This is a genomic window from Arthrobacter alpinus (assembly GCF_900105965.1).
GTDB lineage: Bacteria > Actinomycetota > Actinomycetes > Actinomycetales > Micrococcaceae > Specibacter > Specibacter alpinus.
This window is the reverse complement of the sequence record NZ_FNTV01000001.1, coordinates 616050-632429: the sequence shown is the minus strand read 5'-3', so window position 1 is coordinate 632429 and position 16380 is coordinate 616050. Positions and strand designations below refer to the sequence as shown.

Annotated in this window: 14 protein-coding genes, 1 tRNA gene and 1 other RNA gene; 9 read left to right on the top strand and 7 right to left on the bottom strand. The window is 60.8% G+C overall.

Annotated elements, in window-relative coordinates; translation table 11 throughout:
- Window positions 1-120: 120 nt before the first annotated feature.
- The 5 genes from BLV41_RS02860 (at window position 121) to BLV41_RS02840 (ending at window position 5204) form a co-directional block, all read left to right on the top strand.
- Window positions 121-196, top strand: a tRNA-His gene (locus BLV41_RS02860).
- A 116-nt stretch (window positions 197-312) separates the two neighbouring features.
- Complete coding sequence (gene def / locus BLV41_RS02855; protein ID WP_044572382.1) at window positions 313-885, top strand: peptide deformylase; 573 nt, start codon at window positions 313-315, stop codon at window positions 883-885.
- Window positions 886-1054: 169 nt separating this feature from the next.
- The gene (locus tag BLV41_RS02850) at window positions 1055-2500 is read left to right on the top strand and encodes a sugar porter family MFS transporter (RefSeq protein ID WP_074710343.1); all 1446 of its coding nucleotides are present in this window, start codon (window positions 1055-1057) and stop codon (window positions 2498-2500) included.
- A gap of 150 nt (window positions 2501-2650) precedes the next feature.
- Complete coding sequence (locus tag BLV41_RS02845; RefSeq protein ID WP_044572377.1) at window positions 2651-3511, top strand: acyltransferase domain-containing protein; 861 nt, start codon at window positions 2651-2653, stop codon at window positions 3509-3511.
- A gap of 88 nt (window positions 3512-3599) precedes the next feature.
- Window positions 3600-5204: a peptide chain release factor 3 gene (locus tag BLV41_RS02840; RefSeq protein WP_074710341.1), complete on the top strand. Its 1605-nt coding sequence runs from the start codon at window positions 3600-3602 to the stop codon at window positions 5202-5204.
- A 37-nt stretch (window positions 5205-5241) separates the two neighbouring features.
- Here the strand turns inward: BLV41_RS02840 and BLV41_RS02835 are convergent, their stop codons facing one another.
- From BLV41_RS02835 to BLV41_RS02825, 3 genes are all read right to left on the bottom strand, one after another.
- The gene (locus BLV41_RS02835) at window positions 5242-6051 is read right to left on the bottom strand and encodes an HNH endonuclease family protein (RefSeq protein ID WP_074710339.1); all 810 of its coding nucleotides are present in this window, start codon (window positions 6049-6051) and stop codon (window positions 5242-5244) included.
- A gap of 214 nt (window positions 6052-6265) precedes the next feature.
- Window positions 6266-6646, bottom strand: an RNA gene (gene rnpB / locus BLV41_RS02830) — RNase P RNA component class A.
- 90 nt (window positions 6647-6736) lie between these two features.
- Window positions 6737-8203 (bottom strand): glyceraldehyde-3-phosphate dehydrogenase, encoded by a 1467-nt coding sequence (locus BLV41_RS02825; protein ID WP_074713072.1) that lies wholly within the window; start codon window positions 8201-8203, stop codon window positions 6737-6739.
- Between the two features lie 257 nt (window positions 8204-8460).
- On the opposite strand from BLV41_RS02825, the gene BLV41_RS02820 reads away from it, so the two are divergent.
- Window positions 8461-9225, top strand: coding sequence for a YaaA family protein (locus tag BLV41_RS02820; RefSeq protein WP_074710337.1), 765 nt, complete (start codon window positions 8461-8463; stop codon window positions 9223-9225).
- 79 nt (window positions 9226-9304) lie between these two features.
- On the opposite strand, the gene BLV41_RS02815 is transcribed toward BLV41_RS02820, so the two are convergent.
- Window positions 9305-10042, bottom strand: coding sequence for a zinc ribbon domain-containing protein (locus BLV41_RS02815; protein ID WP_074710335.1), 738 nt, complete (start codon window positions 10040-10042; stop codon window positions 9305-9307).
- 48 nt (window positions 10043-10090) lie between these two features.
- Complete coding sequence (locus BLV41_RS02810; RefSeq protein ID WP_083360570.1) at window positions 10091-11161, bottom strand: Nif3-like dinuclear metal center hexameric protein; 1071 nt, start codon at window positions 11159-11161, stop codon at window positions 10091-10093.
- Window positions 11162-11251: 90 nt separating this feature from the next.
- Between BLV41_RS02810 and msrA the strand changes: the two genes are divergently transcribed.
- The 3 genes from msrA (at window position 11252) to epsC (ending at window position 13551) form a co-directional block, all read left to right on the top strand.
- A complete protein-coding gene (gene msrA, locus BLV41_RS02805) occupies window positions 11252-11776 on the top strand; it encodes a peptide-methionine (S)-S-oxide reductase MsrA (RefSeq protein WP_044572367.1) in 525 nt (174 codons plus the stop codon).
- Between the two features lie 112 nt (window positions 11777-11888).
- Window positions 11889-12824 carry a cysteine synthase A gene (gene cysK, locus BLV41_RS02800; RefSeq protein WP_074710333.1) on the top strand — a complete coding sequence of 312 codons (936 nt, stop codon included), beginning with the start codon at window positions 11889-11891 and terminating at the stop codon, window positions 12822-12824.
- 139 nt (window positions 12825-12963) lie between these two features.
- On the top strand, window positions 12964-13551 hold the full coding sequence (gene epsC, locus BLV41_RS02795; RefSeq protein ID WP_044572362.1) for a serine O-acetyltransferase EpsC: 588 nt from the start codon (window positions 12964-12966) through the stop codon (window positions 13549-13551).
- Window positions 13552-13732: 181 nt separating this feature from the next.
- Here epsC and gndA read toward each other — a convergent pair whose 3' ends face one another.
- Together gndA and BLV41_RS02785 are read right to left on the bottom strand one after the other, a co-directional pair.
- Entirely contained in the window at window positions 13733-15184 is a 1452-nt protein-coding gene (gene gndA / locus BLV41_RS02790; RefSeq protein ID WP_074710331.1) for an NADP-dependent phosphogluconate dehydrogenase, read from the bottom strand.
- A gap of 136 nt (window positions 15185-15320) precedes the next feature.
- Window positions 15321-16379, bottom strand: coding sequence for an L-idonate 5-dehydrogenase (locus BLV41_RS02785; protein ID WP_074710329.1), 1059 nt, complete (start codon window positions 16377-16379; stop codon window positions 15321-15323).
- Window position 16380: the final 1 nt, after the last annotated feature.

The following is a 16380-nucleotide window of genomic DNA, read 5'->3' as shown; positions in this document are numbered from 1 at the left end:
TCTAGGTCACAAATAGGCAAAAAAGGCCTCTTTTGGTCCTGACCCCCTTTTAGATCGGATAGACTATTCGTCGTTGCCACAAGCACGGAGGGTAAAACTTCCAAGCCTACGGCGGACATGGTGGGATTAGCTCAGTTGGCAGAGCGCCTGGTTGTGGTCCAGGAGGTCGCGGGTTCAAACCCCGTATCTCACCCCATGTGTGGTTCACCTGGAATCACGATAAACACCCCGGTCAATTGATCGGGGTGTTTTTCTTTGCCCCATAGCTTTTGTAAACTTGCAAATTGTTGCCAGCGTGAAAAGGAAGTCCTCATGACCATCCGCCCCGTGACCATCTTGGGTGAGCCCGTTCTTCACCGCCGTGCCGATGAGGTCAAAGCCTTTGATGCGGAACTCGCGTCCCTCATCGCGGACATGCACGAGACCATGGACGCTGCCAACGGCGTTGGCCTGGCAGCACCCCAGATCGGCGTGGGTCTGCGCATCTTCACCTACAAGATGGAAAACGACGACGACGTCCCCTCCCGTGGCGTTGTTGTGAACCCCACGCTGACCGTTGGCAAGATCTCCGGCAACACCCCGGATCCCGATGACGAGGTAGAGGGATGCCTTTCCGTTCCGGGAATCGATTTTCCGCTCAAGCGCGCCGAATGGGTCCGGGTTCGCGGATTCGATGCGCAGGGCAATCCGCTGGACTTTGAGGCGACCGGCTGGTTTGCTCGCTGCATGCAGCATGAGTACGACCATCTGGACGGAAAGCTCTACGTGGATCGGCTCAACGCCCGCTACTCAAAAAAGGCCCGGCGCTCCGCCAAGAGCCTCGGCTGGGGTGTTCCGGGCCTGACGTGGATGCCCGGCGTGGATCCAGACCCGTTTGGTCACTAGGACCACCCCCTTGCCGTGACGCACATCCCATGAGTCATTTGTCACGGCCGGTTTAGGCGCCTGCAGTTCGTTGGGCTCGCCAGCATGGAGTAGCTTTACCATTTGGAATTACTAAGCACTTTTTTCAAACGGGCCACGATCTTTTGCGTGGCGGCTTCAAAGGGGAACCATGTCCGGGACTGCTACGCCAAAATCACCAACAACGCCGATACCACGCAAGGTCATTGGACTTGCCGTCGCCGGCGCCGTGGGAGGATTCCTCTTCGGTTTTGATTCCTCGGTAGTTAACGGCGCCGTCGATGCCTTGCAAGATGATTTCGTCCTTGGCGATGCAGTCACAGGGTTCGCCGTCGCCGTGGCACTTTTGGGCTGTGCCGTTGGCGCCTACATGGCCGGGCGCATTGCAGACGCCAGGGGCCGCATCCCCGCCATGAAAATTGGTGGCGTGCTGTTCCTGGTCAGCGCACTGGGTACCGGCTTTGCTTTCGGAGTCTACGACCTGATCTTCTGGCGTCTGGTGGGAGGTTTGGGCATCGGTCTGGCCTCCGTCATTGCCCCGGCGTACATCTCTGAAATTTCGCCCCGTAAGCACCGTGGCCGGCTGGCCTCGCTGCAGCAGCTGGCCATCACGATCGGTATCTTTGCCGCGTTGCTCTCGGATGCCTTGTTCGCCAATGCCGCCGGTGGTGCCGCGCAGGAGCTGTGGTTTGGGCTGCCTGCCTGGCGCTGGATGTTCCTGGCTGCCGCCGTGCCCGCCGTCGCATACTTCCTTATCGCCTTGAAGCTGCCCGAATCCCCTCGCTACCTTGTCCTGAAGGGCAAGGAAGACGAGGCCGCCAAGGTCTTCAAGACCATTGCACCGAACGAAGACGCTGAAATCAGCATCAACGAAATCCTGGATGCTGTCCACGCAGATAAGTTGGCTGCACGCCAGGGCTCGCTGCGCGGCAAGCGCTTTGGCTTGATGCCGGTGGTGTGGATCGGCATCATCCTCTCCATGCTGCAGCAGTTCGTTGGCATCAATGTGATCTTCTACTACTCCACTACGTTGTGGAAGGCAGTCGGCTTCCAGGAAAAAGACTCGCTGACCATCTCCGTGGTGACGGCAATCGTCAACATCTTGGTCACCTTGGTAGCCATTGCCCTGGTCGACAAGATTGGCCGACGCCCCATCCTTCTGGTGGGTTCCATTGGCATGGCCCTTTCCTTGGGCACCATGGCTCTGGCGTTCTCCGCAGCAACGGGTACGGGCTCCGAAATCTCCCTGCAGGGCGCTTGGGGTCCGGTTGCCCTGGTCGCCGCCAACGTGTTTGTCGTCAGCTTTGGCGCTTCCTGGGGCCCGCTGGTATGGGTTCTCCTGGGTGAGATCTTCCCGTCACGCATTCGCGCCAGGGCCCTCGGCCTGGCCGCCGCTGCCCAGTGGATTGCGAACTTCGCCATCACCTTGACGTTCCCGTCCATGGCCGCGGCATCCTTGCCGCTGACCTACGGCATGTACGCGCTGTTCGCCGTGGCATCGTTCTTCTTCGTGATGTTCAAGATCCCGGAGACCAACGGCATGTCACTCGAACAGGCTGAGACCCTTTTCGATCAGAAGCCAAAGGCAGCCAAGTAGCCGCATCCTGCGCACTTGCACCCATGACGGATGGAAATACCCGGCCATGACAAAAGAATGGGCAGTAGTTGATCGTGCTTTCACGACAGACAACTACTGCCCATTCTTTTTTTTGATTTTTGGCCCCGCTCAGTTGGGTAGGCTGGGCACATGACCTTGCGGACCGCCATGAGCCCAGCCCTGACGTTTGAATACCTCAACATTGCGCAAGAGGACCAGGCCGAGTCCCTCGCGTTGTTGAACGCTCCGGCTTCCCCCGCCGTTGAGGAAGTCCTGGCATTCTTGGCCACACAGTTGGGCAGTTCAGAGGAATCCATTCCCACACTGGGCACCGCCGAGAACCCCGTCACGGAATTGGATTGGCTCAGCGCCATGATGCGCTTTGTTCCGGCAATTGTTGCGTGGCACGGCGCGCGGGGCATTTCAGAGGCAATCTCACGCGCTACTTTGGCAGATTTTGGCCGCAATATGGCCATCAATCGCCGTGTTCACAACAGATTTGGCATGGACACCTACAAGTGGCTCAACCAGAGCTTTTCCGGCCGGATCTACCAGCTGGGCCGCCTGCAATACCTGATTCACCAACCCAAGGCGAGCATCCCCGGCGTCGACGAGGGGGAATGGATTCTTGGCATCCACATCCCCGAAGATGGTGGCTTGTCCACCGCCGTTGTTCAGGACAGCCTCGCCCAGGCTGCCTCATTCTTTGCCGAACACTTCCCAGACAAGCCGGTCCGCACGGCCAATTGTGAGTCATGGCTGCTGGACCCGTATCTACGGGACCATTTGAACCCGGAATCCAACATCGCGGCGTTTGCAGCCCGGTTCACTCCCTATGGTGACCCCATGGACCAGCCAACGGATGCCGTCTACTTCACCTTCCGTACGCGCAGTATGGAAAACCTGGACGCACTCCCCCGCACCACCGCATTGCAAAGGATTGTCCTGGAACGCATCGATGCCGGCGGTTCGTGGCAGCTGGGATTTGGTTCACTTTCCTTGCCGCGCTAAACAAGGCCAAGAACCGCGCCCTGCAGGCTGCGGTAAACTAGATAGTTGCGCCCCGCCCCAAAATTCTTCACCGCTAGAAAGTAGTCTTGTGTCCTCTCCGGCCCAGTCCCCCGCCCGCGCCACCGAAATTTCCGGCCAGGCGGAGCGTCGGCGTACCTTCGCCGTCATCTCTCACCCCGATGCTGGTAAGTCCACGCTGACAGAGGCACTCGCATTGCATGCCAAGGTCATCGGCACGGCCGGCGCCACGAACGGCAAGTCCAACCGCAAGGACACGGTCTCTGACTGGCAGCAGATGGAAAAGGACCGAGGCATCTCGATCAGCTCCGCGGCGCTGCAGTTCTCCTACCGGGACACTGTCATCAACCTCCTTGACACCCCTGGGCACGCCGACTTTTCCGAGGACACCTACCGTGTTCTGGCAGCGGTTGACTGCGCCGTCATGCTCGTCGATGCGGCCAAGGGACTGGAAACCCAGACCATGAAGCTGTTCGAGGTGTGCCGCCAGCGCAACCTTCCCATCATCACAGTCATTAACAAGTGGGACCGTCCGGGCCTGGACCCCTTGGAACTCATGGATGAGATCACCGCGCGCACCGGACTGACACCCATGCCGTTGACCTGGGCCATTGGCATCGCCGGCGATTTCCGCGGCGTCTGGGACGTCCGCCGCAACGAGTTCGCAAAGTTTTCCCGCAACAGCTCTGGCGCGCAGATCGCCCTGACCGAGTACCTAACCCCAGAACAGGCGGCGAACTCCGAAGGTTCCGCGTGGGCGGATTCCACTGATGAGGCCAGTCTGGTGGTGGACGAAGCCAACCCGCTGGATCTCGAGGCCTTCTACGCCGGCAAGGCCACCCCCCTTCTGTTTTCCTCAGCGGCCCTGAACTTCGGGGTCAAGCAGATCCTGGACACGTTGGTGGATTTCGCTCCGCCAGCCTCACCCCGCGCCGATGTGACCGGCACCGCCCGCCCCGTTGACGCGCCTTTCTCCGGATTCGTCTTCAAGGTCCAGGCCGGCATGAACCAGGCACACCGCGATCACGTGGCGTTCATTCGCATCTGTTCGGGCAAGTTTGAGCGGGGCATGGTTGTCACGCAGACCCGCACAGGCAAGTCCTTTGCCACGAAGTACGCCCAGCAGGTCTTTGGTCGCGAACGCGAAGTCATTGACACCGCTTTCCCGGGCGACGTCGTCGGCCTGGTCAACGCCTCCGCCCTGCGCGTGGGTGACAGCCTCTTCGTCGAGGAGGCTGTGGAGTACCCGGCAATCCCGTTGTTCGCGCCCGAGCACTTCCAGGTGGCACGCTCCAAGGACCCCAGCAAGTACAAGCAGTTCCGGCGCGGCATCGAACAGCTGGAGCACGAAGGCGTCATCCAGGTGCTCCGCTCGGACGTGCGCGGAGACCAGGCACCTGTACTGGCCGCTGTCGGCCCCATGCAGTTCGAGGTGGTCGAGGACCGCATGCACCACGACTTCAACGCCCCCATGCGTCTGGAGCGCCTTCCGTACTCCCTCGCCAGGCTGACGACGCCGGAGGCAACGGCCACGCTGGCCAACCTCCACGGCGCTGAGGTGCTGGAGCGCTCGGACGGCGAATTCCTTGCCCTCTTCAACGATGTTTGGGCCATGCGCCGCGTCGAGAAGAACCACCCGGATCTGCCGTTGACCGAAATCGGAACCACCATGTAGCAGCAGTCTCACGGAGCCTGCCCACCGGTGCCCACCTTTAAGGGAGGTAGCCGGAGGGCAGGCTTTCTTGTTGTGGACACAAGCCGAGAACGCGCACCATGGCGGCTTTCTCCGCGGGTGCCACCCAGAGGCGGTAGGCGGCCTTGACCGAGATTTGGCGGGCAACATAATGGCAGCGGATCTTTTTGGCCGGAGGCAGCCACGTGGCAGCATCGCCGTCGGACTTCTCCTCATTGGCCGGGCCGTCCACAGCCATGAGGTTCAAGGGGTCATTGGCCAAACTTTGGCGTTGAACGGCGGTGAGGGCAGCTGCACCCGTTCGCCAAGCATTGCCAAGGGCCACTACGTGATCGATCTGAACGGCGCCGCTGCTGTCCTTGCCCCGGCGGAACTCTACGGTCGTCCCTGTGTACGGCTCGGCGAGCAGACCCGAGGCAACGAGGCACGGTGAGTTTTCCGCGTACCTGACATCCTGCAGGTCCCGGCGCAGGACGTCATTGCGGGTGTCGCAGCCATTGGCGTCGGCGTCCTCCCACGCCTCGCCAAACGCACTGCGCTGATAGTCGCTGCCGGAAGCTTTCCCCTTGACCTCCAGGGTTTCCAGCAGGGCCAATGCGGTGCCCGGGCCCACTGCGACAAGGGGTTTTCCCTGTGCCGGCGGCAGTGCCGTGAGCTTCGGTGGCGGCCCGGCATTGGCTTCAAAGGGCCAACGCCCGGAACTGTGCAGCCATCCAACCAGCACCACCAGGACGATCAGGGCCAGGACAACGGCGGAGCGGACGGGTGCCCGTCCATGCCGCTGGCGTGCGGAGCGTTGGGATCGGAAAACCTGTGCATGCCGTGCCATGGACGGTGCCCACCCCTGACTGGCCGGCGATCGCGGCCGCGTGTGGATCGTGATGGCTTAAGTCTAAGACGCAGCGAACTCGCGGGCCCGCGGTTATCCACAGGCGTCATGCGCAGCGTTCATGGTGAGTTTGACGCCCGCGGCACCATGCGTCACATTCGTTGTGAACTCTGCGCATGGTGAAAGCCTGGCGGCCGGAATCGGTGAAATTTGTTGGATAGGGCAGCCGATACGCCGGGTTTTGTCATCCGCCGCAGTTGCCCGTGGCGGAGAGGCAACCATCCATCTACGAACGCCGTTGCCGACGCCCTCTAGCAGCCTACCCAGGCACTCGGGCGAACAGCCCTCAATCATGCCCTGTCTGGCCTTGCTCCGGGTGGGGTTTACCTAGCTTCCCTAGTCACCTAGGGAACTGGTGGTCTCTTACACCACCGTTTCACCCTTACCTGCAGATCCTTGGAGGAACACAGGCGGTCTATTCTCTGTGGCACTGTCCTGCGGGTTACCCCGAGTGGGCGTTACCCACCACCCTGTTCTGTGGAGCCCGGACGTTCCTCGAGCCACTTGCGTGACGCGCGGTTGCCCAGCTGCCCTATCCAGCTACCAAGTCTAACGTCTCGTGAGACACCCTGCGAACGGACGGGACGGCGTCGAGCATTAATGTTCGACGCCGTCCCCTGAGTTGCTAGCCCAGCTGGGCGGCGGCGTGCTCGAGGCTGGGGAACGGGCGGGGGTGAACTCCTGCCATCTCCTCCATGACGCGCACCACCTGGCAGCTGTAGCCGAACTCGTTGTCGTACCAGACGTAAAGCACCAAATTCTTTTCGGTGCTGATGGTGGCCAGCCCGTCCACGATTCCTGCACGGCGCGAGCCGACAAAGTCGCTGGAGACCACTTCGGGGGAATCGATGTAGTCGATCTGCTTGCGCAGCCCCGAGTGCAGCGAGATGTCCCGCAGGTAGGTGTTGACCTCATCCTTGGTGGTGCCGTTTTCCAACGTCAGGTGCAAGATTGCCATGGACACATTGGGGGTTGGCACGCGGATCGAGTTGCCGGTCAGCTTGCCCTCGAGTTCGGGCAGGGCCTTGGCCACTGCTTTGGCCGCCCCGGTCTCGGTCAGCACCATGTTCAGGGCTGCGGAACGGCCGCGACGGTCTCCCTTGTGGAAGTTGTCCGTGAGGTTTTGGTCATTGGTGAATGAGTGAACCGTCTCGACGTGGCCGTGGACAATGCCGAATTTGTCGTTGAGCACCTTCAGCACCGGGGTGATGGCGTTGGTGGTGCAGGAGGCTGCCGTGACAATCTTGTCTTCGGGTGCGATGGTGCCGTGGTTGATACCGTGCACGATGTTCTTCAGCGCACCCTTGCCCGGAGCTGTTAGGAGAACCCTGGCAACTCCCGTGCTCTGCAGGTGCTGCGACAGGCCTTCCTCGTCGCGCCAGCGGCCCGTATTGTCCACCACCAAGGCATCGTGGATGCCGTAGCTGGTGTAATCGATGGTGGCAGGGCTGTCAGAGTAAATGACCTGAACTGCTGTTCCATTGGCCAGGATGATGTTGCGGTCATGATCAACGGTGATGGTGCCGTTGAAGGGTCCGTGGACGGAGTCGCGGCGAAGCAGGCTGGCACGCTTGGTCAGGTCCATGTCGCCACCCTTGCGCACCACTATGGCACGCAAGCGCAGGCCGTGGCCACCGCCTGAGTGTTCAATGAGGATGCGTGCCAGGAGGCGGCCAATGCGGCCAAAGCCGTAGAGGACAACATCTGTGCTGCTGCGCTCGTCCGCGCCGAACCCGTCGACGATCTCGGCCAGCTCGGTCCGCAGGAAGATCTCCAGGGATTCCTCAGCCGAGGCCTTGAAACTGGCGTTGAGGCGGGCCAGGTCAAGGGAGGCGGCACCCAATTGCAGCTTGGCGAGTTCTTGCAGCAGGGGCAGTGTTTCTTCCACCGGCAGTTCAACCTCGTCGATCTGACGGGCGAAGCGGTGGGCCTTCAGGATGCTGATGACCGATTGATTGATCAGTGACCGGCCGTGAATGCTGGTGAGCACGTTGTTTTCACGGTACAGCTTGCCGATGAGCGGAATCATGGCCTCGGCCATGGTCTCGCGCTCGATCCAGGAGTCAAGGACGGCGTCGCTAGTGTTTACCACGAGTTGTTGAACCACAATAGTTACCCTTTTCCAGCTTGAAACACCCTTGGTTCAAGCCACTGACAAGTCTGTCAGGGCTCCCTTGTTACCGGCGAGTTCCGTGAGGCGACTCACTAGACCGGTCTATAGGCAAAGTGGGCGCTGCATCAGCAAGTACAAGGCTTTAGGGAGCGCAGGCGCTCTTTTGGAGCTGGCGGTACACCCTGCTGTACACGGCCCGTGAACCGGGGCCGACCGCCAAACGATAAGCTCATCTGGTGCTAATTTTGCTTCCCCCTTCCGAGGGCAAGACTCCTGCCGATGCCGGCTCCCCCGTTGACCTTGCCGAATTGAGCTTTCCGGAGTTGACGGGTGCCCGCCAGGAAGTGGCCGTGGCCTTGGCTGCGGTGTCTGCCCAAGAGGACGCGCTCAGTCATCTGGGCGTCGGGGCGTCCTTGGTACACGAGGTCAGCCGCAATACGCGCTTGGCCCGCGAGCCTGCCGCACCGGCGCATAGTATTTACTCGGGCGTGCTGTTCGATGCCTTGGGCTACCAAAGCCTCACCACACCCCAAAAGCGCAAGGCCGACGCCGCCGTCGTTGTTGTCTCCGGGCTATGGGGCGCCGTCGGTTTTGCTGACAGGATTCCCGCCTACCGACTATCGATGTCCGTGGGGCTGCCGGGCACAGGAAAACTGGCCAGCTATTGGAAACCAAAGTTGGCTGAGGCAGTATCCCCGCACACCGAGGGTCATCTGCTGGTCGACTGCCGCTCCAGCACGTACGCAGCGGCGTGGGCGCCAGAGCCGGAACGGACCGTGGCGGTCAACGTCTTCACGGAGCGCGACGGCGTCCGCAAGGTGGTCTCACACTTTGCCAAGCACACCCGCGGCGAGCTGGCCCGGCACCTACTGACCCGCCGCGGCAAGGATCCCCAAACCCCTGCGCAATTGGCCAAGGCTGCCGGGGAGAAATGGACTGTGGAACTCATTGCTGGAACGGCCCGCAAGCCGCACGCACTGAACATCATCCTGGCGGACTAACCCGCAGGGTTGTCCCGTCGGTGATGGCGGGATCTATCCGCTGCGAATTCCGTGGCCGGCGTTCGCAGCGGATAAGGTTTTATCCCCAGTCCGCAGAGCGGACCAAGATGGCACCGGAATCGGGGCACATCACGATTGTCTCCGGGCTGGCTTTCTTGATGTCAACGAGGTCGCCAGCGCTCAGATGCATGCCGGAACCTTCAGACTTGCCGTGGAACAGGCGCGCTGCGCCCACCCCGTATTTGGCAAGTGAGCGGTCGTAGATAGCCATCAGGTCAGGGGCGAAGGTTGCTGCCAAGTCGGTGCGCTCGGCCAAGATGGCATCGCGTTCCATCTTCAAAGCCCCTAGCTTGCTGCGCACCTCGTCAAGAACTTCATCGAGCACGCTCTGCATTTGTGCCACGAGCTCGCGTTCGGCCTGAGCCTTGGCAGTTGCTTCCTCGAAAGCCTCCATGGCCTCAAGCTCAACATCTTCCAGGGTGCCGCGGCGGTTGGTCAGTGACTCAATTTCACTTTGCAGCGCCATGAGGTCCTTGGACAGGCCGGTTCCGCTATTGAGCTTCGCTTCGTCGCGTTCGATACGGGCAACGACGGCCGCCACATCGTCCTCGGACTTTGTCAACGCACGCTGAGCGTCGCTGACGGCTGTGTCAAGGACAACGAGATCGCTTTTTGCCACTGTGAGACCCGAATGCAGATCCGGAAGCCTGGGGTCTTCCTTCAAAGCCTTGGCTTGGACGTCCAGTCCCCGTAGTTTGCCGTCAAGCACCGCAACGTCCAGCAAGCGCATTTGCTCGCCCGGTTCTGCCTTAGCCATGTAAGTCCTCCTGCTGCATATTAAAAATGGGTATTCCTGTAGGCAAGCCTAGTTGCCGGGCGTGAGAATAAAATCCCACGGGTCCGTATTTGTTTGGCTGACCCTAAGCTCTGCTTCAAATCCTTGATCTGCCAGAACATTTCCCAGCGCCTTGGCCGCTGGGGGAAGCCACAACCATTCACTGGCAAAGTGGGATAGATCAATCAGGTAGGGCCGACCGTCGGTACGTGCCTCCCGAGCTTCCGACGCAGGATGGTGGCGCAGATCCGCCGTGACATAGACATCGGCATCGTTCGCCCGGACGGCTTCAAACAAGCTGTCGCCGGCACCACCACAGACGGCGACCTTTTGCACCAGCGCGTCCCGGTCTCCTGATACCCGAACACCACCAGCGACGGCGGGCAGAGTCAGGAAGATTCGTGCCGCCAAATCTCCGAGCTTTTCAACTCCGGGCAGCAGACCCACCCGGCCAATGCCTTCTTCAACAAGTCCGTGGACCGCGGGTGTAAGCGGTTGGGTATCGGCGAGTCCCAAGACGTCGGCGAGAACATCGGAGACGCCGCCCACGGCGCTGTCACCATTGGTATGGACCGTAAGAAGTGCGCAGCCGCCCTCAATGAGCCGATGGACAATTCGGCCCTTGCCGGATGTTGCGGCGACGGAATTGACGCCCTTCAACAGCAGGGGGTGGTGGGTGATGAGAAGTTGGGCACCCCATTCAAGGGCCTCTTCAACCACCTCGATCGTAGGATCCACGGCAAACATGATCCGCCTTACTTCGGCTTCTGGGCGACCAACCACCAGCCCTACACGGTCCCAGTCCTCGGCCAATGATTCGGGCCAGAGCTCCTCGACAGCCACAAGCACGTCGGAAAGGACAGGGGTGTCCAGATCCTCCTGCTCAAATTCCTCGTCGGCGTCGTCGGCGTCGGAAACATCGCCAACAAGTTCGTCATCACCAACAACGGAAAGCCCGGCGGCTTCTACGGCGTCAGGCAGCACCGCAGCAGCATCGCCGGCGGTCTCGAATCCTTCAAGATGTGCCGTCAGTGCCTCGGCACCCTGGGCAGCTGCGTCAGCCCCGTCCTCGGACGAGGGGAAAGTTGGTTCCTTGCTCATGCTTCTAGCTTACTTCCGGCAGGCCCCTGCGGAGGGACACAGAACGCCGCGGCGGGAATGATGCTGGCCTCAAATGGCTTATAAAGGACTATGAAGACTTTTGTACTTGGCGGCGGCTGCTTTTGGTGCCTCGATGCCGTCTATCAGATGACCCGGGGCGTGGAATCAGTGGTTTCCGGCTACACCGGCGGCGCCCTGCCCAACCCCACCTATGAACAAATCTGTACCGGAATGACAGGCCACGCGGAGGTTGTGGCTGTGACGTTCGATGAAACGGTCATCCCGGAGGATGTCATCTTGGACATGTTCTTTGTCCAGCATGACCCAACCACCTTGAACCGGCAGGGGTACGACGTCGGCACCCAGTACCGCTCGGCCATGTACTACGCTGATGCGAAACAGGAAGCGGCCTTCCTGGCGGCCGTGGAACGGAATCAGCCACTTTGGTCCGATCCCATTGTTACCGAGGTAAGCCCGCAGGTGAAGATTTTCCCCGCCGAGCACTACCACCAGGATTTTTATGCCCAGCGGCCCGAAGTTGGCTACTGCCAGGTCATTATCAACCCAAAAATTGCAAAAGTTCGCAAACATTACGCGAAGTGGCTCACTGCCTAGGACCACGCAATTGGACTCGGTACGCTGACGGTAATGCACTGTCCGCGGACACGGCGCGCCCGTCGCAGCAGTCCGCACTCCCCCGTTTTCCAGACGATTCTAAGGACCTTTCATGGCACGTATTTATGACAATGTCACCCAGCTGGTTGGCGGCACCCCACTGGTGCGCCTGAACCGCTTGACGGAGGGCTTGGACGCCACCGTCGCCGTGAAGCTTGAGTTCTACAACCCCGCCAACAGCGTCAAGGACCGGATCGGTGTTGCAATCGTCGACGCCGCCGAAGCCTCAGGCGCGCTCAAGCCCGGCGGAACCATTGTGGAAGGCACATCCGGGAACACCGGCATTGCCCTGGCCATGGTGGGTGCGGCACGTGGGTACAAGGTCATCCTCACCATGCCCGAGACCATGTCCACCGAGCGTCGTGTCATGTTGCGCGCTTACGGCGCCGAGATCGTCCTTACTCCAGGCTCCGAAGGCATGCGTGGTGCCGTCGAGAAGGCGAAGGAAATTGTTTCCAACACGGAAAACGCCATCTGGGCCCAACAGTTCGCCAACCCGGCCAACGCAGCCATTCACCACGCCACAACGGGTGAAGAAATCTGGGAAGACACCGACGGCGCCATCGACATCTTCGTTGCCGGCATCGGAACGGGCGGAACCATCACGGGCGCCGGTCAGCTTCTGAAGGAGCGCAAGCCCGGCATTCAGATCGTAGCCGTGGAGCCGATCGACTCCGCGATCCTCAACGGTGGCGCACCGGGCCCGCACAAGATCCAGGGCCTTGGCGCCAACTTCATCCCCGAGGTTCTTGACCAGGGCATCTACGACGAAGTCCTGGACGCCACACTGGAGGACTCCGTTGCCGTTTCCCGGGCCATGGGCAACCAGGAAGGCATCCTGGGCGGCATCTCGGCCGGAGCCGCTGTCTGGGGCGCCCTGGAACTGGCGAAGCGACCGGAAAACGCCGGCAAGCTCATTGTTGCCGTCGTCCCCGACTTCGGCGAACGCTACATCTCCACCGTCCTGTACGACGACATCCGAGGCTAGAACTCCCTGCGCCCTGCTGGAATAATTCCCGCATCATTGACGCTCTTGTGTCAGTGATGCGGGTCTTTGGCTCTGCAGGGTTAGGTGCACGCAAGAACCACGCCGAAGTAAAACTGCGGCGGTCAACTGAAAGAAGTCTGTGGGATTTTTCGGCAGGATACGTGAAGACCTTGAATCCGCCCGGTCGCATGACCCGGCAGCTCGAGGTTCCCTGGAGAACTTTTTTGTCTATTCGGGCATGCATGCCATCTGGATGCATCGGCTGACGCACAAGATGTGGGCCAATCCGGGACTGCGATTCCCGGCCAGGGTCCTCTCACAGCTGACCCGTTTCGCCACCGGGGTTGAGATCCACCCCGGAGCCACCATCGGTCGGCGGTTCTTTATTGACCACGGCATGGGCGTTGTTATCGGCGAGACAGCCGAAATTGGTGACGACGTCATGATTTACCACGGCGTAACCCTTGGCGGCCGTTCCCTGGCCAAGACGAAGCGTCACCCCACCATCGGCAATCGGGTCACCATCGGTGCCGGCGCCAAGGTTTTGGGGCCCATCAATATTGGCGACGATTCGGCCGTTGGTTCCAACGCCGTCGTGGTCAAGGATGCGCCCGCCAACTCCATCATCACCGGCATCCCTGCCACGTGGCGCCACCGGGATGCGAAGCGCGAGATGGCACCGGCCGTGGATCCGGCAGAGTACATTGATCCCGCCATGTGGATCTAATTTTTTCCTGACGCTCGCTTAAAGTGCGACGGCGGCCGGTGACCTTCCCTGAGGAATGTCACCGGCCGCCGTCGCACTTACCTCTAAACCGCGCAAGCCCAGTTATCTGGGCCCGCAACCGCGAGGGGCCCCAAATAAAGACGCGCCAGCGGCTTTATTTGGGGCCCCTCGCGGTTGCGGATTAGTGGGTGTCTACTGCACTGATCTCGGATTTGTCGCCGCTCCACTGAGTGTGGAAGGTGCCTTCAACGTCAACACGGCTGTACGTGTGAGCACCGAAGAGGTCGCGCAGACCCTGGGTCAGTGCGGCGGGCAGGCGCTTGCGGCGCAGGCCGTCGTAGTAAGCCAGCGAGGAGGAGAATACCGGAACCGGGATGCCCAGCTGGACAGCGGTGGAAACCACGCGGCGCCAGGCAGGGAGAACCTCCGCGATTTCGGCGGCGAACGCCGGTGCGAACAGCAGGTTGGCCGGCTTGTCCGCTGCCGCGTAGGCCTTGGTGATGTCCTTGAGGAGTTCGGCACGGATGATGCAACCGCCACGCCACAGCGAAGCGATCTCGTCCAGCTTCAGGTCCCAGTTGTATTCAACGGCGGCAGACTGCAGCATGTCGATGCCCTGCGCGTAGCTGATGAGCTTGGATGCGTAGAGTGCCTGGCGAACGTCTTCAACGAAGTCGGCGCCAAGTTCAACGGCAACCTCGTGGCCGGCCAGAACTTCCTGGCCGATGGCACGCTGATCACGCTGTGAGGAGAGGCCGCGAGCGAAAACGGACTCGGCGATGGCGGAGAGGGGCGAACCCAGATCCAGGCCGGACTGAACCGTCCAGCGGCCCGTGCCCTTCTGGCCTGCGGAGTCAACAATGACGTCAACCAGCGGCTTGCCGGTTTTGGCGTCAACGTGACCCAGAACTTCAGCGGTGATTTCGATCAGGAAGGAGGCCAGCTGGCCTTCGTTCCACTTGCCGAAGATCTCTGCCTGCTCGGCCGGCTCGATGCCGGCTGCGCTACGCAGCAGGTCGAACGCTTCACCGATAACCTGCATGTCAGCATATTCGATGCCGTTGTGAACCATCTTGACGAAGTGGCCGGCGCCGTCGGTGCCGATCCAGGCGCAGCAGGGCTGGCCGTCAACCTTGGCGGAAATCTTTTCCAGCAGCGGGCCAAGTGCATCGTAGGATTCCTTGGAGCCGCCGGGCATGATGGACGGGCCCAGCAAGGCGCCTTCTTCACCACCGGAAACGCCAACGCCTACGAAGTGCAGGTCCTTCTCGGCCAGCGTAGCTTCTCGGCGGCGGGTGTCCAGGTAGTGCGAGTTGCCACCGTCAATAACAATGTCGCCAGCTTCCAGGAGCGGAACCAGCTGATCGATTACGGAGTCAACCGGGCCACCGGCCTTGACCATAATGAGCACGCGGCGCGGCTTCTCCAGGGACTCGACCAACTCTGCCAGCGTCTCGGTACGAACAAAGTCGCCCTCGGTGCCGTGCGCAGCAAGAAGTGAATCGGTCTTCTCGACCGAGCGGTTGTGCAGGGCAACGGTGAATCCGTTGCGGGCCAGGTTGCGGGCCAAGTTGGCGCCCATGACGGCCAGACCTGTAACGCCGATCTGTGCAGTGCCGATTTGTGCAGACATACTACCTCCAGAGTGAATTGAACAGTTTCCTACAGCTTATCGGTGTTGACACCGGATCCCCACTTGGTTCCATGATTTGGATACGTAACATGACGCACAAACCATGGAAACGTTGGCAACCGGATGCCATCCTGCCTTAATGTGCATCGAAGTTAAGTAAAACCTTGCCGGACAATGCGGAATTCTTGGCCATGTCAAATGCTTCCAGGGCGTCACTAAGTGCGTATTCATGCGTAATGACAGGATCTACGAACAGTGAACCGTCGGCAAGGGCGTCGATAACGTCTTCAATTTCTTCATTGAAGCGAAATGATCCCAAGAGCTCAAGCTCACGAGTGATCGCCAAGGAGATGGCAACCGGTTGCTGACCTGAGGGTAACAACCCGACCATAACGACGCGCCCGCCTCGGGTGGCGCCATTGATAGCCGTTCCCAGGCCAAAATGATTGCCGGAGGATTCAATCACCACATCAGCCTCAATCGCAGCAATGGTCTCCGCGTCTGGCGCTTGAAGCACCCGATCAGCCCCAACGGCGGCCGCAATCTCCAAGGGCTTGGCGTGCATGTCAACTGCCGTAATATGCCCAGCGCCAGCGCGCTTCAAGATGGCGATTGCCAGGGTTCCAATGGGGCCACAGCCAACGACCAGTACGGATTTTCCGCGCACATCTCCGGCCCGGGCTACTGCGTGCCACGCTACGCTGGCCGGCTCCACGAGTGCTGCCAAACGCATCGGCAGCGATGGTGGCAAGGTGCGCAGCATTCGGGTGGGTAAGTTGGCGTAGCGCAGAAACGCCCCGTTTGTGTGGGGGTGGCGGGCAGCGCTGCCCAAGTAAGTGCACCCCGGTGACAAGTTGGGGCGGTCCGCAGGGTACTTTGCGGCGCCTTCCCCGGGCGTAGCCGGGTGCACGGCGACGGCGGTCCCCACGGCAGGTCCTGTCCCATCAGCAGCGGCACGTGCCACAGTGCCCACCACTTCATGGCCCAAAACCATGGGGTCCTTCAGGATTGACTCCCCCGCAGCACCGTGGATCCAGTAATGAAGATCGGAACCGCAGATGCCGCCGTAGGAAATTTCAATCACGGCCTCATCATTGCCCGGTTCGGTCAAAGTGAGCTGATCTATCCGCAAGTCACCCTTGCCATGTGCAACTACGGCCGGTGCCGTGGCCGGAAGCGCTAAGAATTCAGCCATG

Excerpts from the sequence above, each read along its gene's own strand:
- msrA (WP_044572367.1), top strand. The coding sequence starts at position 11,252 with ATGAAGACTTTTGTACTTGGCGGCGGCTGCTTTTGGTGCCTCGATGCC.
- BLV41_RS02815 (WP_074710335.1), bottom strand. The coding sequence starts at position 10,042 with ATGGCTAAGGCAGAACCGGGCGAGCAAATGCGCTTGCTGGACGTTGCG.
- def (WP_044572382.1), top strand. The coding sequence starts at position 313 with ATGACCATCCGCCCCGTGACCATCTTGGGTGAGCCCGTTCTTCACCGC.
- gndA (WP_074710331.1), bottom strand. The coding sequence starts at position 15,184 with ATGTCTGCACAAATCGGCACTGCACAGATCGGCGTTACAGGTCTGGCC.
- cysK (WP_074710333.1), top strand. The coding sequence starts at position 11,889 with ATGGCACGTATTTATGACAATGTCACCCAGCTGGTTGGCGGCACCCCA.
- BLV41_RS02810 (WP_083360570.1), bottom strand. The coding sequence starts at position 11,161 with ATGAGCAAGGAACCAACTTTCCCCTCGTCCGAGGACGGGGCTGACGCA.
- BLV41_RS02835 (WP_074710339.1), bottom strand. The coding sequence starts at position 6,051 with ATGGCACGGCATGCACAGGTTTTCCGATCCCAACGCTCCGCACGCCAG.
- BLV41_RS02845 (WP_044572377.1), top strand. The coding sequence starts at position 2,651 with ATGACCTTGCGGACCGCCATGAGCCCAGCCCTGACGTTTGAATACCTC.
- BLV41_RS02850 (WP_074710343.1), top strand. The coding sequence starts at position 1,055 with ATGTCCGGGACTGCTACGCCAAAATCACCAACAACGCCGATACCACGC.
- BLV41_RS02785 (WP_074710329.1), bottom strand. The coding sequence starts at position 16,379 with ATGGCTGAATTCTTAGCGCTTCCGGCCACGGCACCGGCCGTAGTTGCA.